Genomic DNA, 19,229 nt, shown 5'->3' with positions numbered 1-19,229 from the left:
CACGGAGGGGGTCCTGTCCATCAGCTCCCGGCCGAGACCGGGAAGTAGAGCGAGAAGGGTTCGTCGACGACCTCGTGCAGAGGCCGGAAGCGGATCGCGGCGGGCTGACCGAGGGTGCGGTAGCCGCGGAGCCACTGGGTCCACTGCCGCTCGTTGTCGGGGGCGAGCAGCGCGGGGGCGTCCTCGAGGCGGCCGCGGAGGCTCACCTCGCGGTCGACGAGGCCGGCCAGCACGACCGGCCCCTCGACGAACGCGACGGTGCCGGGCTCGTCCGGGATCGGCACGGCGCGGATCTCGGTGCCGAAGGCGAGGTCGACGCCGGTGCGGCCGCCGGGGTGCGTCAGCAGGAGCGCGCCGTCGAGGCGCTCGACCTGCGCGGAGTCGCCCGCGACGCCCGGCTCGCCGACGGTCCACTCCGGCACCCGGATCCGCACCTGCAGCGCGACCCCCTCCGCCGACTCCACCTCGATGCGGATCCGCGAGGCGGAGGGCCGGTGGGCGTCGCCCGCCTCCCCCGCGTTGGCGTCCGGGCCCACATAGCCGGCGTTGTCGAGCACCTCGACCCGCACGGCCGCCTCGCCCGCCGCGGTCGCCACGCGGACACTCGCGTCGACGTGCTGCGCGATCGTCAGCTCGGCGTCGCCGCCGCGGTAGAAGACGAGACCGGAGTGGCGGGTGTGCGCCTGCACCAGCGTGCCGTGGCAGCACCAGAAGTCCTCGGTCGGGCTGCCCCAGTCCTTGCGGGCGCCGCCCTCCAGCGGGAGGAAGTAGGCGACCATCCCGGTCCTCGGGTTCTGCTGCGCGAGCAGGCCGTTCCAGAGGTTCCGCTCGGTGTAGTCGGCGTAGGCGAGGTCGCCGGTCCAGCGCAGCAGCACGTCGGCCAGCCGGATCATGTTGTAGACCGTGCAGTGCTCCTGCGTCTTCTCGCCGCGGCGGGCGGCGAACTCGAACGGCGGCGTCCAGATCTCGCCCGAGGTCTGGCCCCCGGTGCAGAAGGTGCCGCGGTGCACGACCGCCTGCTCCCAGTAGGCCTCGACGATCCGCCGCCAGCGCTCGTCGCCGGTGACCTCGTAGGCGCGGGCGGCGCCGAGCACCTCGGGGATCGTGGTGTTGGCGTGCATGTTCGTCAGCACGTCGCGGCCCGCGAGCAGGCCCTCGAAGAGCGAGCGGCGGTCGTAGCGCTCGAGCAGCTCCGCGTAGACGGGATCGCCGGTGATCGCGAGGAGGTCGGCCCAGACCTCGAGCATGCCGCCGGTCTCGACCTCGAGGATCTCCTGGAACGCAGCATCGTCGAAGCCGCGGACCCACTCCAGCAGCGGGGTCGTCGCGGCCCGCGCCATCCGGAGCGCACGCTCGTCGCCGAGGTCGAGGTGCAGGTCGACCAGGCCCATCAGCAGCTTGTGCATCGCGTACTGCGGCGCCCAGATCGGGCGGCCGGTCGCGAGGCGGTCGAGGTAGCCGCGCGGGATCGCCCAGATCCAGCCGCCGCCGTTCTCCTCCTGGCAGCGCTCGAGGCCGTCGAGCACGGAGTCGATCCGGACGCGCAGCAGCGGGTCGCCGGTGACCGCGACCTCGCGCGCCGCGGCGGAGAGCCAGTGGCCGAGGAAGTGGCCGCGCAGCTGCGAGCCGGGCGTCTCCCAGCCCCAGTGCCGGTCGAGACCGCGGGCCTCGCGCGACTCCTGGGACGGGTGCAGGTGCCAGCCCTGGTCGCCGATCCCGGCCTCGATGCGGAAGTTCTGCAGCAGCCCCTCGTCGGTCAGCGAGAGCAGGTAGTCGCGGTTGAGCCGCCGCCGGGCGTCGAGCACCCCGCGCTCCAGGCGGGACTCGTGCGGGGCCGGGTGGGTCAGCGGCATGGATGCTCCTCGGCGGTGAGTGATCGGGGTGGGCGGATCGAAGCGGGGTGGATCTGCAGTGAGCGGGACGACGACGGGATCGCCGGTGGTCGAGATCGATCTCTCACTGTACTCAGACCAGGATCGACGGTAGGAATGTCATCATGCAATCCCCGAGAGTGATCCATCTCGTCGCCGATGACGTGTCCGCCCTCCTCACTCAGTCGGGAGGTGACCTGCCCGTCCTGCTGCACTGGGGTCCGCGGATCGAGGCGAGCGACGACGACCTCGCCGGTTTCGCAAGAACCCCCGAGAGGACGGGGATGGACGGCGGTTCCGACGTGCCCTACGAGCCCGGGATCCTCCCCGAGCACACCTTCGGCTGGGCCGGCCTGCCCGGTCTCCGGGTGCACCGCGAGGGCGCCGGCTGGTCGCCGCGGCTCACCGTGGACGCCGTCTCGGTGGCCGGCGAGGCCCTCGCGGAGGGCGCCGTCGTGCAGCCCGGGAGCGCCGCCGTGACGGTCGAGGCGCACGATGCGCAGGCCGGAATCGGGGTCGTGCTGGAGATCGTTCTCTCGCCCGCGGGACTGCTCCGGACGCGCGTCTCCGTCCGCAACGACGGCACCGGGCACCTCGAGGTGATCGGCGCCGACCCCGCCCTGCGGATCCCGACCGAGGCCCGCGAGATCCTCGACTTCTCCGGCCGCTGGGGCACCGAGAAGATCCCGCAGCGCCACCCCGTCGTCACCGGCAGCCACTCGCGCTCCTCGCGGCGCGGCCGCACGGGCCTGGACGCGACGACCGTCGTCGCGATCGGCACCCCCGGCTTCGACGCGGCCGACGGCAAGGTCTGGCTCTGCCACGTCGGCATCGGCGGCAACCACGAGCACGCCGTGGAGCGCGGCGACGGCTGGCTCGCCTTCCGCGGCGGCGAGCTGCTCCTCCCCGGCGAGGTCCGCCTCGCGAGCGGCGAGAGCTACTCCTCCCCCTGGATCGCCGGCAGCTTCGGTGTCGGCCTCGACGCCGCCGCCGCCCGCTTCCACGCCTACCTCCGCGGAGTCTCGCGCTCCTCGCTCCGCCCGCGCCCGGTCACCCTCAACGTCTGGGAGGCGGTGTACTTCGAGCAGGACTTCGCGACCCTCGCCGAGCTGGCCGACCGCGCGGCCGCCCTCGGGGTCGAGCGCTGCGTGCTCGACGACGGCTGGTTCCTCGGCCGCAGCGACGACCGCGCGGGCCTCGGCGACTGGACGCCCGACCCCGTCTCCTGGCCGGACGGCCTCCTCCCCCTCGCCGAGCACGTCCGCGGCCGGGGCATGGAGTTCGGCCTCTGGGTCGAGCCCGAGATGATCAACGAGGACTCCGACCTCGCCCGCGCGCACCCCGACTGGATCCTGCGCGCTCGCGAGGAGCTGCCGCCGCGCTTCCGGTTCCAGCAGGTGCTCGACCTGACCAATCCGGACGCGTTCGCGCACATCCTCGGCGTGCTCGACGGACTGGTCGCCGACCTCGGCGTCGCGTACCTGAAGTGGGATCACAACCGCGATCTGATCGACGCCGGGCACCCCGCCACCGGCGCCGCCGCTGTGCACGAGCAGACGCTCGCGCTCTACCGGCTGATCGACGAGCTGCGCGAGCGGCACCCCGAGCTCGAGATCGAGAGCTGCGCCTCCGGCGGCGGCCGCGTCGACCTCGGGATCCTCGAGCGCACCGACCGCGTGCACACCTCCGACAACCAGGACCCGCTGGACCGCTCGCGGATGCTGCGCTGGACCGGGCTGCTCGTGCCGCCGGAGATGCTCGGCTCGCACGTCGCCTCGCCGGTCAACTCCGTCACCGGCCGCACCAGCGACCTGCACACCCGCTGCGCGATCGCCTTCCTCGGCCACTTCGGCATCGAGTGGGACCTCCGCGAGCTGGACGCGCACGAGGAGCCCGTGCTGGCCGGCTGGATCGCGGCCTACCGCGAGCACCGCGGGCTCATCGCGACGGGACGGGTCGTCGGGAGCGGAGACTCCGATCCCGACGCGCCCTCGCTGCGCGGCGTCGTCGCGACCGACGGCTCCGAGGCGCTCTACACGCTGGTCACACCGGCGCTGACGGCGGACTCGCGCCGCCGCGTCCGCCTCCCGGGCCTGGACCCGCGGGCCCGCTACCGCGTCGAGGCCGCGCGCCCCGGCTCGCTCGGCCCGCCCTGGCAGAGTCCGCGGTGGCTGGAGGCGACCGTGCCGCTCGACTCCGACGCCCCGGCCCCCGCCTACTCGGGGAGCCTGCTGGGCGAGGCGGGCCTGGACCTGCCGACCTTCCATGCCGACCGCGCGATCGTCCTGCGGCTCGTCCGCGTCGACGCGTGAGCGCCGCCGCCCCGACCACTGCCGACTCGCCCGCCACCACCCTGGAGCACCCCGTGAACACCACCGTCACCGTCGACCTCGACCGGCCCGGCGCCACCATCAGCAAGCACGTCTACGGCCACTTCGCCGAGCACCTCGGCCGCTGCATCTACGACGGCTTCTGGGTCGGCGAGGACTCGCCCGTCCCGAACGCCGGCGGGATCCGCCTGGACGTCGTCGAGGCCCTGCGCGCCCTCGACATCCCCAACCTCCGCTGGCCGGGCGGCTGCTTCGCCGACCGGTACCACTGGACCAACGGCATCGGCCCGCGCGAGGAGCGCCCCGGCCTGATCAACACCCAGTGGGGCGGCGTCGCCGAGGACAACTCCTTCGGCACCCACGAGTTCATGGCGCTCTGCGAGCTGCTCGGCGCCGACGCCTACATCTCCGGCAACATCGGCTCCGGCACCGTGCAGGAGATGGCCGACTGGGTCGAGTACCTCACCGGCTCCGGGAAGTCGCCGATGTCGGACCTCCGCCGCTCGCACGGCCGTGAGGAGCCGTGGACCGTCCGCTACTGGGGCCTCGGCAACGAGACCTGGGGCTGCGGCGGCAACATGCGCGCCGGCGCCTACGCCGACCTCGCCCGCCAGTTCGGCACCTTCGTGCAGAGCGGCAACGACGTGCCGCTGCACCGCATCGCGGCCGGCGCCGACGGCGCGGACACGCACTGGACGCAGACGCTGATGGAGGTGATCCCCGAGATCGAGGGGCACCCGTTCTCCTCCGTGCCGTGGGAGTCGGTCTCGGTGCACTACTACACGATCGGCGGCAGCTGGCACGCGAAGGGCAGCGCCACCGACTTCGACGCGGACACCTACTGGAGCACGATCGTCGCCGCGCAGGGCATCGAGGAGCTGCTGCGCTCGCACGCCGCCGTGATGGACGTGCACGACCCCGAGAAGAAGTACGGGATGGTGCTCGACGAGTGGGGCACCTGGTGGGACGTCGAGCCGGGCACGCACCCGGGCTTCCTCTTCCAGCAGAACACCATCCGCGACGCGATGGTCGCGGGAATCCACTTCGACGTCTTCCACGCCTTCGCCGACCGGCTCTCGATGGCGAACATCGCGCAGACCGTCAACGTGCTGCAGGCGATGCTGCTCACCGACCCCGACGGCGGCGAGATGGTGCGGACGCCCACCTACCACGTGTTCGAGATGAACAAGGGGCACCAGGACGCGACGGTACTGCCGACCACGGTCGCCGGGCCGACCCACGCGGTCGACGGGCGCGAGATCGCGCTCGCCTCCGCGTCCGCCTCGGTGAAGGACGGGCGCGTGCTGGTCTCGATGACCAACGTCGACCTGGACGAGCCGCTGGAGATCGAGCTGTCCTTCCGCGGCGGTTCCGTGACCGGAGCGACGGGGCGGCTCCTCACCGCCGACTCGCCCCAGGCGCACAACCGGCCGGGCGACGCCGACGCGGTCAGCCCGGTCCCGCTCGAGGGGTTGGAGACGACGGCGACGGGGCTGCGGGTGACGCTGCCGCCGCACTCCTTCGCGACGGTGTCGCTCGAGCTGGCCGAGGACGCGGCGGGCTCGCTCGTGGCAGGGTCGGAGGCATGATCGCCGCACGCACCGAGGCCGCCCGCCGCCCGCCGATGGGCTGGAACAGCTGGGACTGCTTCGGCTCCTCCGTCACCGAGGACGAGGTGCTGGCCAACGCCGAGTACCTCGCCGAGCACCTGCTGCCGCACGGCTGGGACACGGTCGTCGTCGACATCCAGTGGTACGAGCCGGACCCCGGCACGAGCGACTACCAGGCGGTGTCGGAGCCGGTCCTGGACGACTGGGGCCGGCCGCAGCCCGCGGTGGGGCGCTTCCCCTCCGCGGCGACCGGAGGCTTCACCGCGCTCGCCGCGCGCGTGCACGCCCTCGGGCTGCGCTTCGGCGTGCACCTGATGCGCGGCGTCCCCCGCCGGGCCGCCGAGCTCGGTCTGCCGATCCTCGGCTCCGACGCGACCTGCGCCGACATCGCCGACCGCGGGAACGTCTGCCCGTGGAACCCGGACGACTACGGCGTGGACATGACGGTGCCGGGCGCGCAGCAGTACTACGACTCGGTGATGGCGCAGCTGGCGTCCTGGGGCGTCGATTTCGTCAAGCTCGACGACGTGCTCTACCCGCCGATCCAGGCCGACGAGATCGCCGCGCTCTCCCGCGCGATCGACGCGACCGGCCGGCCGATGGTGCTGAGCCTCTCGCCGGGCAAGCAGCTCTCGCTGGAGAACCTGGAGCTGCTCCGGGACACCGCGCAGATGTGGCGGATCTCGGACGACTTCTGGGACGACTGGGGGCACCTGCAGGAGCAGTTCCAGCGCGCCGCGCGCTGGGCGCCGCACCAGCGCCCCGGCGCGTGGGCCGACGCCGACATGCTGCCGCTGGGCCGGGTCGGCGTGCGGGCGCACGTGGGCGAGGACCGCCTCTCGCGGTTCACCCCCGCCGAGCAGCGCACGCTCGTGACGCTCTGGTGCCTGCTGCGCTCGCCGCTGATGATGGGCGGGCACCTGCCGGACACCCCGCCCGAGACGCTCGCGCTTCTGACGAACGACGACGTCCTGGCCCTGCTGTCCAGCGAGGGCAGCCGCGAGATCGTCCGCGACGGCGACCTCGTCGTCTGGAGCGCCTGGCACGGCGACGTCCAGTGGCGCGGCGTCTTCTGGCTCGGCGACACCCCGCGCGAGTACTCCGCGCACCTCGCCGACCTCGGCTGCACCGGCACCCCCGTCGACGCCTGGACGGGCGAGCCCCTCCCCGTCGCCGACGGCGCGGTCGCCCTGACCCTCGAGCCCCACGGCGCCCACCTGCTCCGCTTCGCCTGACACGCCGCGCCCGCCCCGCCCCGCCCCCGCCCACTCCTCAAAAGTTGCGGTAGTCGCGCTCGACTACCGCAACTTCCGAGTTCTCGGGAGAAGTAGGGAGGGGCGCAACGCTGCCCTTGCTGATCGAGTAGCGCCCGCAGGGCGCGTATCGAGATCCACCACCGCAAGCACGCGTGGTCTCGATACGCCGCTCCGCGGCTACTCGACCAACAGGAAGGAAACCGCTGCGCGGCTGCGTTTCCGGCATGAGAGGGAGCCGCTCCGCGGCTGCTCGGCCGGCACGAGCGGCCGCTCCCGCGGCTGTTCCACCAGCAGGAGCACGGCACCGCTGCGCGGCTCCACGACCTCCATGGACGCCTGCGCGCGCCCCATGCTGATCGAGTAGCGCCCGCAGGGCGCGTATCGAGATCCGCCACCGCAAGCACGCGGGGTCTCGATACGCCGCTCCGCGGCTACTCGACCAGCATGCGGGGCCGCTGTGCGGCTCCTCAGCCTGCGTGACGGGCCGCTGTGCAGCTGCTCGACCAGCGCGCCGCCGCCAGTGCGCAGATATTGCGGTAGTCGGGCGCGACTACCGCAACTTTTGCGTTCTGGGGGCGGGTCAGGACTCCGTGTCGGTGAGGGCGTCGAGGCGGGCGACGTCGTCGGCCGAGAGGGGGAAGTCGACCTGGGCGTTCTCGCGGATGCGCGCGGGGGTGGTCGACTTCGGCAGGGGCAGGACGTCCTTCTCGAGCAGGTAGCGGATGCAGAGCTGCGCCACGGAGACGCCGTTGGCCTTCGCGATGTCGGCGAGGTCGGAGTTCTCCAGCAGGCCGCCGGTCGCCAGCGGCGAGTAGCCCTCGACGAGGATGCCGTTGGTGCGGCAGTAGTCGGTCGTCTCGTCCTGGGTGTTGCCGACGAACCAGCGGATCTGGTTCGCGTGCGGCTTCACGTCCGTCGCCGCGATCAGCGACTCCAGGTCGTCGACCGAGAAGTTGGAGACGCCGATGGCGCGGGCGCGGCCGGAGTCGTAGATCTCCTCCATCGCCTTCCAGGCCGCGATGTTGCCGTCGCGGTGGTCCGAGCCCATGTCCGACCACGGCCACGGGGCGTGGATCAGGTACAGGTCGACGTGCTCGAGCTCGAGCGCCGCCATCGTCGTCTCGAAGCTGTCCTTCGCGCCGGCGTGGTCCTTGACCTCGGCGGGCAGCTTCGTGGTGATGAAGACCTCGTCGCGCGGGATCCCGCTGTCGCGGAGGGCCCGGCCGACGCTCGCCTCGTTGCCGTAGCCGCGGGCGGTGTCGATGTGGCGGTAGCCGGCCTCGAGCGCCGTGGTCACCGCGTCGTAGGCGTCGGCGCCGTCCTCGATCTGCCAGGTGCCGAAGCCGATCCTGGGGATCTCGACCCCGTTGGACAGGGTGAAGGTGTCGGTCAGTGCAGGCATGTCTCTCCTCGAGAAGTCCGGCCCCGCGCGCGTCCTCGCGCCGGGGGTGCTGCTGTTCACGGTAGGCGCGCGGGACGGCGGGCGCAGGCCCCTTGCGGAGCCGCCTCCTGCTGATCGAGTAGCGCCCGCAGGGCGCGTATCGAGATCAGCCGTCACCAGGAGGGTGGGTCTCGATACGCCCCTGCGGGGCTGCTCGACCAGCATGAAAGGGGGCGCTGCGGCTGCTGGACCGCCACGAAGGGGCGCTCCGCCTCATGCTGATCGAGTAGCGCCCGCAGGGCGCGTATCGAGCGGAGGGGGCGCCTCCGGCGCCATCGCAGGGCGGGGAAGAGGCCGACGTCCTTGGGGTGCGCGGGTCTCGATACGCCCCTGCGGGGCTACTCGACCAGCATGTCCGCGGGCGTCTCTTCCAAGTAGATCCGACGTCACCAGGGTGGCGGGTCAGCCCCGGGTCACCGACCAGGGGGTGCGGAGGGCGCGCTCGGCGAGCACGCGGCGCGCGCCCGTCAGGGTGACGTCGGCGGTCTGCGCGGCGTCGGCGGCCGACGGGCCGGCGATCAGGCGCAGCGGGCCCGGGTCCACGCTGAGCGCGCCGTCCTCGCCGGTCGCCGCGAGCCGCGCCGCCTCGACGTGGAAGTGCACGGTCAGCGACTCCCCCGCGGCGATCGGCACGCGCGCGTAGCCGAGCAGCTGCGCCGCCGGCCGCACGACGGGCGAGGTCGGGTAGGCGGCGTACAGCTGCACGACCTCGACGGTGTCCTCGCCGCCGTTGCGGAGGGTGACCGCGGCGTCGAGCGCCCCGTCCACCGCCAGCACCGCCGGCGCCGTCAGCGCCTCGTACGCGATGGCGCCCCGCGTGAGCCCGAAGCCGAACGGGTGCAGCGGCGTGTTGTCGAGCGCCGTGATGCCGGGGTTCGAGAGCCCGAGCGACGGCTGCAGGTACGTCGTCGACGCCGAGGGGAGCCGCGGGATCTGCACGGGCAGACGCCCGGTCGGCGAGACCCGTCCCGAGAGCACGCCGGCGACCGCGGCCGCCCCGTCCGCTCCGGGGAAGAACGCCTGCACGACCCCGCGCGCCGAGCCGTACGCGCCGAGCGCGTAAGGCCGGCCCGAGAGCACGACCAGCACGGTCGGCACGCCGGTCGCGAGGACCGCCGAGACCAGCTCGTCCTGGGCGCCCGGCAGCCGCAGGTCGGCCGCGTCGCAGCCCTCGCCCGAGGTCCCGTCGCCGAACAGCCCGGCCACGTCGCCGACGACGACCACGGCTGCGTCGCTCGAGCGCGCCACGGCGACCGCCTCGGCGATCGAGGAGGTGTCCGCGGAGGTGATCGACCCGCCGGCCGCGAAGCGCACCCGCTCCTCGCCGAGCTCGGCGCGCAGGGCGGTCAGCACGGTCGGGATCTCGATCCCGAGGTCGTGCCCCGGGTGCTTGGAGAGCACGTGGTTCGGGAAGGCGTAGCAGCCGACCAGGCTGCGGAACTGGTCCGCCGCCGGACCGACCACCGCGACCGTGCCGGAGGCGAGCAGCCCGATCATGTCCTCGTCGCGCAGCAGCACGACCGACTCCTCCGCGATCCGGAGCGAGATCGCCCGGTTGCGCGCGCTGTCGAGGTCCACCGACTCGGCGCCCTCGGGCACCAGCGGCCCGCCGTCGAGCAGCCCGGCCTCGAACTTGTGGCGCAGGTGGCGCTCGACCGAGCGATCGAGGTCGCGCTCGTCGACGACGCCCTCGCGGATGAGCCGCGGCAGCTCGCCGTACGCCGCGGTCTGCGGCAGCTCGACGTCCACGCCGGCGCGGATCGCCAGCCGCCCCGCGTCGGCGGTGTCGACCGCGACGTGGTGCATCGCCTGGAGGAACGGCACGGCCCAGTAGTCGGCCACGACCGTCCCCTCGAAGCCCCACTTCTCCCGCAGGATCGTGGTCAGCAGGTGCCGGCTCGCGCTGCTGGGCACGCCGTCGATGTCGGTGTACGAGGTCATCACGCTGCGCGCGCCGCCGTGCCGCAGCGCGGCCTCGAACGGCGGCAGCACGGTGTCCGCGATCTCGCGCGGCCCCATGCTCACCGGAGCGTGGTTGCGGGCGCCGCGGGAGGCCGCGTAGCCGGCGAAGTGCTTGAGCGTCGCGATGATCCCCGCCGACTCGAGCCCGGCGACGTACGCGGTGCCGAGCTGCGAGACCAGGTACGGGTCCTCGCCGAGGGTCTCCTCGACGCGGCCCCAGCGGTAGTCCTTCACGACGTCCACCACCGGCGCGAGCCCCTGGTGGATGCCGAGGGCGCGCATGTCGGAGCCGATTGCCTCGGCCATCTCGCCGACGAGGTCCTCGTCGAAGGTGGCCGCCCAGGCGAGCGGCGTGGGGAACGCGGTCGCGCCGTACGCGGCGAGCCCGGTCAGGCACTCCTCGTGCGCGATCGCCGGGATGCCCAGGCGCTGCGAGCCGACGACCCGCTCCTGCAGCTCGCGGAGCCGGCGCACGCCCTCCGGCACCGAGACGGGCTCGGTGCCGAAGACGCGGGTGAGCTGGCCGAGACCGCCGTCGAACGGGTCGGCCGCGGTCTCGGGGCCGCCCTCGAGCTTCGGGGCGAAGTCGTCGGCGGAGTCGGTGAGCCAGACGGAGCCGAGCTGGGCCGCCTTCTCCTCGAGCGTGAGCTCGGCGGTGAGGAGACGGGCCCGCTCGCTCGCGGAGAGGGAGCGGTCCCGCCAGCCGCGACCACCGCTCCGATCCCCGGTCTCGTCGGTGCGGTCGGAGGGGACGAGAGTGGTGGAGGCGTCGTGCATCAGCCCTTGAACGCTCCGTCCATGATCCCGGACACCATGCGGCGGCCGACGAAGAAGAACGCGATCAGCAGCGGCAGCGTGGCCATGAACGACCCGCCCATCGCCAGCGCGACGTCGATCGAGCGGTTGGCCTGCAGCTGCTTCAGCGCGATCTGCACCGTGAACAGCTCCGGCGACTTCAGCACGATGAACGGCCACATGAAGTCGTTCCAGACCGCGGTGAACGTGATCAGCCCGAGCACGAACGCCGCCGGGCGGACCACCGGGAAGGCGATGCGCCAGAACAGCTGCCAGGAGTTGGCGCCGTCGATGCGTGCCGCCTGGATCAGCTCGTCGCTGACCGTCGTGGACATGTGCTGGCGCATCCAGAAGATGCCGAAGGCGCTGGCCAGACCCGGGACGATGATCGCCTGGAGGGTGTCGACCCAGTCGAGGGCCGAGACGATCAGGTACTGCGGGATGATGCTCAGCTGCGCCGGCACCGTCATGGTCAGCAGCACGATCAGGAACAGCACGTTGCGGCCCGGGAACTGCAGCTTCGCGAAGGCGAAGCCGGCCATCGCGCAGAGGATCGCGGAGAGGACCGCGATGCTCAGCGAGACGATCAGCGAGTTGAACAGCGACGCGATGAACGGGACGGTGTCGAACACCTTCTCCGCGATGGCGAAGAAGTTCGTGCCCGGGTACAGGCGCGGAGGGATCGACGTGACGGCGGTCGCGCCGACCGACGCGATGACGAACATGTAGTAGAGGGGGAACACTGAGACGAGCACGGCGACGACGAGGAAGACGTACGTCGGCCAGCCGACGCCGCCGCCCTTGCCGCGGCGCTTCGGGAGCACCTTCGGGGTGTCGCCGGTGGCGACGGCCCGGGCCTGCGGGAGGGCCTGATCGATCACATCGGACATCAGACGGCCGCCTTCCGGGTGCGGGTGGACAGGTAGAAGTTGATCAGCGAGACGACCACGACGATCACGAACAGCACGACGCCGATGGCGGAGCCGTAGCCGAACTTGAACTGGCCGAAGCCCTGCTCGTAGAGGAACAGCGCGAGCGTCTGGCACTGCCGGCCGGCGCCGCAGGTGAGGCCCGATTCGGGAGCCACCAGGAGCGCCTCCGTGAAGATCTGCAGACCGCCGATGGTCGACATGATCACGGTGAAGACGATGATCGGGCGCAGCGCCGGGATGGTGAGGTGGCGGAACTGCTGCCAGCTGGAGGCGCCGTCGACCGAGGCGGCCTCGAACATCTCGCGCGGAAGCGACTGGAGCCCCGCCAGGTAGAGCAACGTGTTGTAGCCGAACCAGCGCCAGAAGACCATCGTCGAGATGACGATCCAGGAGCCGTAGTTGGTGGCCAGGAAGTTGATCGAGGGCAGTCCGAAGATGCCGAGGAACCAGTTGATCAGGCCGAAGTTCTTGTCGAAGATCTGCGCGAAGACGATCGCGGTCGCCGCGACGGAGGTGATGTAGGGCACCAGCAGCGCCATGCGCCAGAAGTTCGCCCAGCGCAGCCGCGCGTGGTTGAGCAGGTGCGCCAGGAAGAGCGCGAAGAGCAGCTGCGGCACGGTCGAGATGATGAAGATGCCGAAGGTGTTGACCAGGGCGTTCCAGAACCGGCTGTCCGCGAAGAGCTGCTGGAAGTTCGCGAGGCCGACGAAGGTCTGCTCGCCGATCGGGTTCCAGTCGAACAGCGAGACGTAGAACGTGAAGAGCAGCGGGAAGAGCCCGAACACGATGAAGATGAGGAAGAAGGGCGCGACGTACGCGTAGGGGGCGATCCGCTCCGAGAGGGAGTTGCGGATCCTCGCGGCCTTCTGGACCGGGACGCTGGGCTGCTTGCGCTGCCTGGGGGGACGTATGGCTGTCGCCGTTGACACGTGGGTTACCTCCGTCGAAGGGGCGGCCCGGCGCGCGAGGCGCCGGGCCGCTCGGGTGGGTGGGGCGATCAGCCGCCGATGGCCTGCTTGGCCGTGTCGAGGGCCGTCGTCCACGCCTTGTCGGAGGTGACGTTGCCCGCCTCCAGCTCGACGAGGGTGTTCAGCAGGGCGCCGTTGATCGGCGTCGTGTCGGGACCGTTGTAGAAGGAGGGGAACTGCTCGACCGAGGTGGCCATGACCTCGCCGATCTTCGAGTCGCCGAAGAACGGGTCGGTGTAGTTGCGGACCTCGTCGCTCGCGACCGCCTCGGTGGCGGCGGGCAGGGTGCCCGAGGCCGCGAAGTGGTCGGTCTGGCCCTCGGCGGACATCATGGTCTTGATGTACTGCCAGGCGGCCTCGGGGTGCTCGGCGCGGGCCGGGATGGCGATGACGCTGCCGCCCCAGTTGCCGCCGACGCCGGGGACGCTCGTGACGCGCCAGTTCCCGGCGGTGTCGGGGGCGTCGGTCTTGATTCCGGCGAGGATCCACGACGGCGCGATGGTCACGGCGAAGGCGCCGTTGGCGCGGCCGGGGGCCCAGCCCGAGGACCAGGCGGCGATGCCGGCGCTGATGCCGGCGTCCTTGGCGTCCACGGCGACCTGGAACGCGTCCTTCACCTGCGGGTTGGTGTCGTAGACGAGCTCGCCGTCGGGCGAGTAGTACTTCTCGGAGACCTGGTTGACGGTCGAGAAGAAGACGCTGGTCTCGATGTTGTCGACGAACGGCTTGCCGGTGGCCTCGGTGTACTTCTCGCCCATGGCGATGAAGGACGGCCAGTCCTTCCACATCGCGGCGACCTCGGCCGGGTCGGTCGGCAGACCGGCGGCCTCGAAGAGGTCGGCGCGGTAGGCGAAGCCGAGTCCGCCGACGTCGGTGGGCACGCCCACGACGGAGCCGTCGTCGGCGGTCGCCGCGGAGGCGGCCCACGGGAGGTAGGCGGAGGCCACGTCGTCGCCGCCGAGGGTGCGCAGGTCGAGGAAGTTCGAGCTGTTGGCGACGAACTGGGGCAGGTCGTCGTTCTGGATCATGACTAGGTCGGGCACCTTGCCGCCGGCCAGCGCCGCGGTGAGGGCGGTCGCGGTCTCGGTGGTGCTGCCGACCTCGGAGAGCTTGATCTTCGCGTCGGGCATCTTCGCGAGGTACTCGTCGACGCTGTCCTTGGCGTTGATGCCGGTGAAGGACCAGAAGGTCGCCTCGGCGTTCGGGTCGTCGGACGCGCCGCCACCGCTTCCGGACGAGCATCCGGTGAGGGCGAGGGCCACGGCGGCGGCTGCTGCGGCCACGGCCGTCAGTCTTCTTTTCACGATTGTTCCTCTTCGTCGGGGATTCGCGGGGGGTCTCGCTGGAGGAGACCGGGAGCAAGAGAACGATCTCTTGGACGCCAAGGTAGCTGGCCTTTCGCCCTCGTGCAAGCGCGATCACGGAGTCGTTACCGCAGCGTGAGATATCGATCTCCCCTAGTATCTGTAAGAAGTTTCGCAAATCGGACCGCCACGGCCCCGGGGGAGGCGTCCCCGTGGGACTCTGGAGATCGAGCATCCGGCGCCCCGGCCGGCTCCCCTCCTCGTTCAGAAGGATGCAGCCATGACCCGACCCACGCTCGTGGACGTCGCACGGGCCGCGGGCGTGTCCCGCGCCACCGCCGCCCGGGTTCTCGCGGGCGGCACGAACGTCGACGTCCGCATGTCGGCCGCCGTCGAGCACGCCGCGAAGCAGCTCGGCTACGAGGCCAACAGCGCCGCGCGGATGCTGCGCGGCGGCCGCTCCGGCGCGATCGCGCTGATCGTCGCCTTCAACGAGCTCGACAGCCTCACCGGCACGTTCTTCACCTCGGTGCTCAAGGGCGCCGCGAAGGGGCTCTACGCCGCCGAGGTGCAGCCGGTGCTGCTGCCCGCGGACCACGACGACGGCGACCGCATCCCCAAGTTCCTCCGCTCGCGCGCGGTCGACGGGGCGATCGTGATCCTCCAGCACGAGATCACGCACCTCGCGCAGGCGCTCGCCGACTCCCCCGTGCCGATCGCCTGGGTCGGCCGGCCGCGGGTCGCGCTGGCCGAGGACGCCATCGTGATCGACTCCGACAACTACGGCGGCGGCCGGCTCGCCGCCCGCGCGCTCGCCGACTCCGGCCGGCGCCGGCTCGGCATCATCGCCGGCCCGCACGACATGGAGCCCGCCCGCGACCGCATCCGCGGCTGGCGCGACGAGCTGACCGAGCTGGGGCTGGATCACAGCCCGATCGTGCACGGCGAGTTCACCCTCGAGAGCGGCTCGGCCGCGATGGCGCGGCTGCTGCAGCGCCACCCCGACCTCGACGGCGTCTTCGCCTCCTCCGACCTGATGGCCAACGGCGCGATCCGCGTGCTGCAGGCCTCCGGCCGGCGGGTGCCCGCCGACATCTCGGTCGTGGGCTTCGACGACGTGGTCATCGCGACCACCTCGGACCCGACGCTGACCACGATCCGCCAGCCGCTCGAGGACATGGGGCGCGTCGCCGCGGAGACAGTGGTCGCCGTGGTGGCGGGCCGCGAGGTCGACCGGCAGCCGATCCTCGCGACGACGCTCGTGCAGCGGGAGTCGGCGTGATGCCGCCGCCGCATCGCGTGATCGTCAGCACCGACGCCGCGAACGAGGCCGACGACCAGTTCGCGATCGTGCAGGCGCTGCTGAGCGCGACACTCGACGTCCGGGCGCTCGTGGCGGCGCACTTCGGCCGGCCCGGGAGCCTGCGGGAGTCGCGCGCGGAGATCGATCGCGTGGTCGCCCTCGCGGGGGCCGACGTGCGGGTCGTCGACGGGGCGTCCGCGGCGCTGGTCGCCGGCAGCTCCGCGGAGTCCGTGGCGTCCGAGGGCTCGCGCGTGATCGTCGAGGAGGCGCTTCACGGCGAGGGCCGGCTGTGGATCGCCGTGCTCGGCCCGCTCACCGACGTCGCCGCGGCGCTGCTGGCGGAGCCGTCGATCGCCGAGCGCGACGTCGTCGTGGTCTGGGTGGGCGGCCCGCCCTACGAGGGCATCGCCGCCTACCACCCGGAGTTCAACCTGATCAACGACGTCGCCGCCGCGAACGCCGTGCTCGCCTCCGGAGTCGCCGTCTGGCAGATCCCGATGCCCGTCTACACGATGGTCGGCGTCGGCCACGCCGAGCTGCGCACGCGGCTGGGCGGCACGAGCCCGCTCGGCGACTACCTCGTCGACCAGCTGATCGCCTTCAACGCCACCGTCCCCTACGGCCCGCTCGACTTCCGCTCCCTCGGCGACAGCCCAGCGATCGGCGCCGTGATGAACCCCGCCGGCGGCCGCTGGCGCTCCGTCCCCGCCCCGCGCTTCACCACCGCCGGCGACCTCCAGCCCGGCGTCGGCCCGCACCCCATCCGCGTCTGCGAGTCCTTCGACACCCGCTGGCTCCTCGAGGACCTCTTCGCGAAGCTCCTCGAGTTCGGCCGCGCGGGCCGCTGACCGGCCCGCCCGCCGCCGCCGCCGCCATCGCCGCCATCGCCGTCATCGCCGTCATCGCCGTCATCGCCGTCATCGCCGTCATCGCCGTCATCGCCGTCATCGCCGTCATCGCCGTCATCGCCGTCATCGCTGTCTAAGACTTTCTACCGCTGTCTAACGTTTTTCTTAGATTCGGGTAGATTTCTGTAGATGGAGCCTGCCCTCAACCCCTACGCCCCGGGCTCCGGTCTGCAACCGCCGGCGCTCGTCGGGCGCGAGAGCGAGATCAACGCCTTCGACCTTCTCGTCGCGCGCTCCCGAGCCGGTCGCCACAGTCGCGGTCTCGTCCTGCACGGACTCCGCGGCGTCGGCAAGACGGTGCTCCTCAATCGCTTCCGCTCCCAGGCCGAGCGGGCGGAGTGGCTGCTGGTGGACATCGAGGCGCAGTCCTCCGAAGCAGGGAGGGAAGCGGTCCGCCGGAAGCTCGGCCGCGAGATCTCACTCGCGGCGAGGCGGCTCTACCGCGGTCGCGGAACGACTGAGGCGGTGCGGCGAGCGCTGGGCACGATCCGTTCCTTCAGCGCCGAGCTCGGAGGCGTCGGCTTCGAGATCGCCGTCGAGCCCGCCGAGGGCCGCGCCGATTCCGGCCGCATCGACGTCGACCTCCTCGAACTCGTCGAGGATCTCGTGCCCGCTCTTCACGAGCGTCAGATCGCTTTCGGCGTCTTCATCGACGAGATGCAGGACCTCGACACCGATCTGATGGCCGCCATCGTCGCCGTCCAGCACCGGGCAGGGCAGCGGGAGTGGCCCTTCTACGTCACCGGCGCCGGGCTCCCCACCTTGCCGTCCACCCTCAGCGCCGCCCGCTCCTACGCCGAGCGTCTCTTCAACTACCGCGAGATCGGGCCCCTCGACGACAGTGCCGCGCGCCAGGCGCTCATCGATCCCGCGCGCGTTCTGGGGGCCTCCTACGAGACGGACGCATCGGACCTCCTCGTCCGCTCCTCCCGCGGCTACCCGTACTTCCTCCAGACCTACGGCCAGGCGGCATGGGACCTCGCGATCGGTCGGACGATCACCCTCGACGACGCGCGCGAGGCCCTCCTCCGCGGCAACGAGGAGCTCGACATGGGCTTCTTCCCCGCACGGTGGGACCGGGCGACACCCACAGAACGGAACTACCTCACCGCCATGTCCGCCGACCTCGGCGCGCCCTCCTCCACCGCGACCCTGGCCGACCGACTCGGGATGAAGACGCGGAATCTGAGCCCCGCACGGCAGTCGCTGATCGAGAAGGGGATCATCTACTCGCCGGACCGCGGGCTCGTGGCCTTCACCGTTCCCGTCATGGACGAGTTCGTCCGTCGCCGATCGGAGTAGAGGCGAGCCGACGGCGAGCCGTCCCCAAACGGTCGAGTCGGCTACGCGAACGGGTCGACGTCGCGCCAGGCGCGGCCGAGGCCGACCTCGCGGCGGAGGCGGAGGAGCGGGTCGGCCGCGGTGTAGACGCGGCCGCGCTTCTCGCCGCTCGTCGCGAGGAGACCCGCCTGCGCGAGCGTCGCCAGATCCCGCGTGGCGGTCTGGGGACTGATCGATGCTCCCGCCTCCGCCAGGGAGGCGATGTACCGGCCGCGGCTGACGGTCGCACCGAAGAGCGCGTCGAACAGCGGATCCAGGGCCCGGTCGTCGATGCCCGCGGCTCGCAGCAGCTCGCTGAGGGCGGTCGAGGCGTCGCTGGCGGCGGTGATGCGCGCGGCGCGCTCCCGGGCCTGGTTGAGGTGGGCGGTGAGGACGAAGCGGATCCAGGGGCGCACGCTCTCGGGCGTCGCCGAGTCAGGATCCCAGGCGCCCCGGCCCACCTGCGCGAGGACGTCGTAGTAGGCCTGCGTGCGGCGGCCCAGGTACTCCTCGATCGAGAGGAAGACGGGCGAGACGTCGTCGTCCGCGGCGAGGACGAGGGACTGCAGCACGCGGGCCATGCGCCCGTTGCCGTCCTTGAAGGGGTGGACGAGCACGAAATTGAGATGCGCCATCGCCGCGTCGACGAGACGGTCGCCGGTCACGACGATCGTGTCCGCCAGCTCCTCCATCAGACCCGGGACGGCATCGACGTCGGCTCCCTCGTGGAGGATGTCCCCCGTGATCTCCCGCTGCACGAAGACGGGTCCCGTCCGATAGCGACCCGGTCGCTTCGAGAGGTCGTAGGAGGTCGCCATGTAGTGCAGGCTGCGGATCAGGGTGGGGTCGACCACGACGGGGTCCTGCGCGAGCTGGAGCACGTAGGTCATCGCCAGCTGGTAGCCCGCGAGAGCGCGCTCGGTCTCCTCGTCGACGTCGACGGGCCTCTCGCCCTGCGCGATCGCCGCCACGTCGTCGACGCTGGCGTGGATGCCCTCGATGCTGTTCGACCCCTGCACGTTCCGCGCGAACGTCATCCGCCGGAGCGACGCCGTCCACCGGTTGCCCTGACGCACCTGGTACCTCAGCGAGTCGCTCAGCTCCAGAATCGCGGCGCGGACGTCGCTCTCCTCGCTGCTCAGGTCGGGGGCGACGTACATACGGCCCTCCCGAGTCAATGACTATTAATTAGCATCATAGCTCGGAAGGCATGCGGTCGCCGAGGGGGC

General features: G+C 71.9%; 13 protein-coding genes. 6 read left to right on the top strand and 7 right to left on the bottom strand.

The genetic code is table 11. The features are described from left to right. Positions 1–20: 20 nt before the first annotated feature. Positions 21–1,853, bottom strand: a complete 1,833-nt coding sequence (locus EDF35_RS14305) for a beta-L-arabinofuranosidase domain-containing protein (protein ID WP_133962833.1) — start codon at positions 1,851–1,853, stop codon at positions 21–23. Between the two features lie 143 nt (positions 1,854–1,996). On the opposite strand from EDF35_RS14305, the gene EDF35_RS14300 reads away from it, so the two are divergent. From EDF35_RS14300 to EDF35_RS14290, 3 genes are read left to right on the top strand one after another with little or no spacing between them, the layout of a single operon-like run. Then, a complete protein-coding gene (locus EDF35_RS14300) occupies positions 1,997–4,183 on the top strand; it encodes an alpha-galactosidase (protein ID WP_133962832.1) in 2,187 nt (728 codons plus the stop codon). A gap of 53 nt (positions 4,184–4,236) precedes the next feature. Beyond that, complete coding sequence (locus EDF35_RS14295; RefSeq protein ID WP_133963033.1) at positions 4,237–5,790, top strand: alpha-L-arabinofuranosidase C-terminal domain-containing protein; 1,554 nt, start codon at positions 4,237–4,239, stop codon at positions 5,788–5,790. Continuing rightward, the gene (locus EDF35_RS14290; RefSeq protein ID WP_243839991.1) at positions 5,787–7,046 is read left to right on the top strand and encodes an alpha-galactosidase; all 1,260 of its coding nucleotides are present in this window, start codon (positions 5,787–5,789) and stop codon (positions 7,044–7,046) included. The genes EDF35_RS14295 and EDF35_RS14290 overlap by 4 nt, the downstream gene beginning before the upstream one ends. Before the next feature lie 601 nt (positions 7,047–7,647). On the opposite strand, the gene EDF35_RS14285 is transcribed toward EDF35_RS14290, so the two are convergent. The 5 genes from EDF35_RS14285 to EDF35_RS14265 form a co-directional block, all read right to left on the bottom strand. Further along, on the bottom strand, positions 7,648–8,469 hold the full coding sequence (locus EDF35_RS14285) for an aldo/keto reductase (protein ID WP_133962831.1): 822 nt from the start codon (positions 8,467–8,469) through the stop codon (positions 7,648–7,650). Positions 8,470–8,910: 441 nt separating this feature from the next. Beyond that, positions 8,911–11,247, bottom strand: coding sequence for a glycoside hydrolase family 3 N-terminal domain-containing protein (locus EDF35_RS14280; protein ID WP_133962830.1), 2,337 nt, complete (start codon positions 11,245–11,247; stop codon positions 8,911–8,913). Continuing rightward, on the bottom strand, positions 11,247–12,155 hold the full coding sequence (locus tag EDF35_RS14275; RefSeq protein ID WP_123706487.1) for a carbohydrate ABC transporter permease: 909 nt from the start codon (positions 12,153–12,155) through the stop codon (positions 11,247–11,249). Before EDF35_RS14275 ends, EDF35_RS14280 begins: the two co-directional genes overlap by 1 nt. After that, positions 12,155–13,126, bottom strand: a complete 972-nt coding sequence (locus EDF35_RS14270) for a sugar ABC transporter permease (protein ID WP_208323077.1) — start codon at positions 13,124–13,126, stop codon at positions 12,155–12,157. Before EDF35_RS14270 ends, EDF35_RS14275 begins: the two co-directional genes overlap by 1 nt. Positions 13,127–13,194: 68 nt before the next feature. Then, positions 13,195–14,448 (bottom strand): extracellular solute-binding protein, encoded by a 1,254-nt coding sequence (locus tag EDF35_RS14265; protein ID WP_133962829.1) that lies wholly within the window; start codon positions 14,446–14,448, stop codon positions 13,195–13,197. A gap of 301 nt (positions 14,449–14,749) precedes the next feature. On the opposite strand from EDF35_RS14265, the gene EDF35_RS14260 reads away from it, so the two are divergent. The 3 genes from EDF35_RS14260 to EDF35_RS14245 all read left to right on the top strand — a co-directional run bounded on the left by EDF35_RS14260 (position 14,750) and on the right by EDF35_RS14245 (position 17,982). After that, on the top strand, positions 14,750–15,751 hold the full coding sequence (locus EDF35_RS14260) for a LacI family DNA-binding transcriptional regulator (RefSeq protein ID WP_123446870.1): 1,002 nt from the start codon (positions 14,750–14,752) through the stop codon (positions 15,749–15,751). Continuing rightward, entirely contained in the window at positions 15,751–16,620 is an 870-nt protein-coding gene (locus EDF35_RS14255; protein ID WP_133962828.1) for a nucleoside hydrolase, read from the top strand. The genes EDF35_RS14260 and EDF35_RS14255 overlap by 1 nt, the downstream gene beginning before the upstream one ends. A 189-nt stretch (positions 16,621–16,809) precedes the next feature. Further along, entirely contained in the window at positions 16,810–17,982 is a 1,173-nt protein-coding gene (locus EDF35_RS14245) for an ATP-binding protein (RefSeq protein WP_133962827.1), read from the top strand. 41 nt (positions 17,983–18,023) lie between these two features. On the opposite strand, the gene EDF35_RS14240 is transcribed toward EDF35_RS14245, so the two are convergent. Beyond that, entirely contained in the window at positions 18,024–19,160 is a 1,137-nt protein-coding gene (locus tag EDF35_RS14240; protein WP_133962826.1) for a Fic family protein, read from the bottom strand. Positions 19,161–19,229 lie beyond the last annotated feature (69 nt).

The organism is Rathayibacter sp. PhB151 (assembly GCF_004366415.1).
In the GTDB taxonomy this organism is placed as follows: domain Bacteria; phylum Actinomycetota; class Actinomycetes; order Actinomycetales; family Microbacteriaceae; genus Rathayibacter; species Rathayibacter festucae.
The sequence above is the reverse complement of the archived record's forward strand: the minus strand, read 5'-3'. Positions and strand labels throughout refer to the sequence as shown.

Coding starts and splice junctions, on each gene's coding strand:
- EDF35_RS14305 (WP_133962833.1), bottom strand. CDS start 1,853: ATGCCGCTGACCCACCCGGCCCCGCACGAGTCCCGCCTGGAGCGCGGG.
- EDF35_RS14300 (WP_133962832.1), top strand. CDS start 1,997: ATGCAATCCCCGAGAGTGATCCATCTCGTCGCCGATGACGTGTCCGCC.
- EDF35_RS14290 (WP_243839991.1), top strand. CDS start 5,787: ATGATCGCCGCACGCACCGAGGCCGCCCGCCGCCCGCCGATGGGCTGG.
- EDF35_RS14285 (WP_133962831.1), bottom strand. CDS start 8,469: ATGCCTGCACTGACCGACACCTTCACCCTGTCCAACGGGGTCGAGATC.
- EDF35_RS14280 (WP_133962830.1), bottom strand. CDS start 11,247: ATGCACGACGCCTCCACCACTCTCGTCCCCTCCGACCGCACCGACGAG.
- EDF35_RS14275 (WP_123706487.1), bottom strand. CDS start 12,155: ATGTCCGATGTGATCGATCAGGCCCTCCCGCAGGCCCGGGCCGTCGCC.
- EDF35_RS14260 (WP_123446870.1), top strand. CDS start 14,750: ATGACCCGACCCACGCTCGTGGACGTCGCACGGGCCGCGGGCGTGTCC.
- EDF35_RS14255 (WP_133962828.1), top strand. CDS start 15,751: ATGCCGCCGCCGCATCGCGTGATCGTCAGCACCGACGCCGCGAACGAG.
- EDF35_RS14245 (WP_133962827.1), top strand. CDS start 16,810: ATGGAGCCTGCCCTCAACCCCTACGCCCCGGGCTCCGGTCTGCAACCG.
- EDF35_RS14240 (WP_133962826.1), bottom strand. CDS start 19,160: ATGTACGTCGCCCCCGACCTGAGCAGCGAGGAGAGCGACGTCCGCGCC.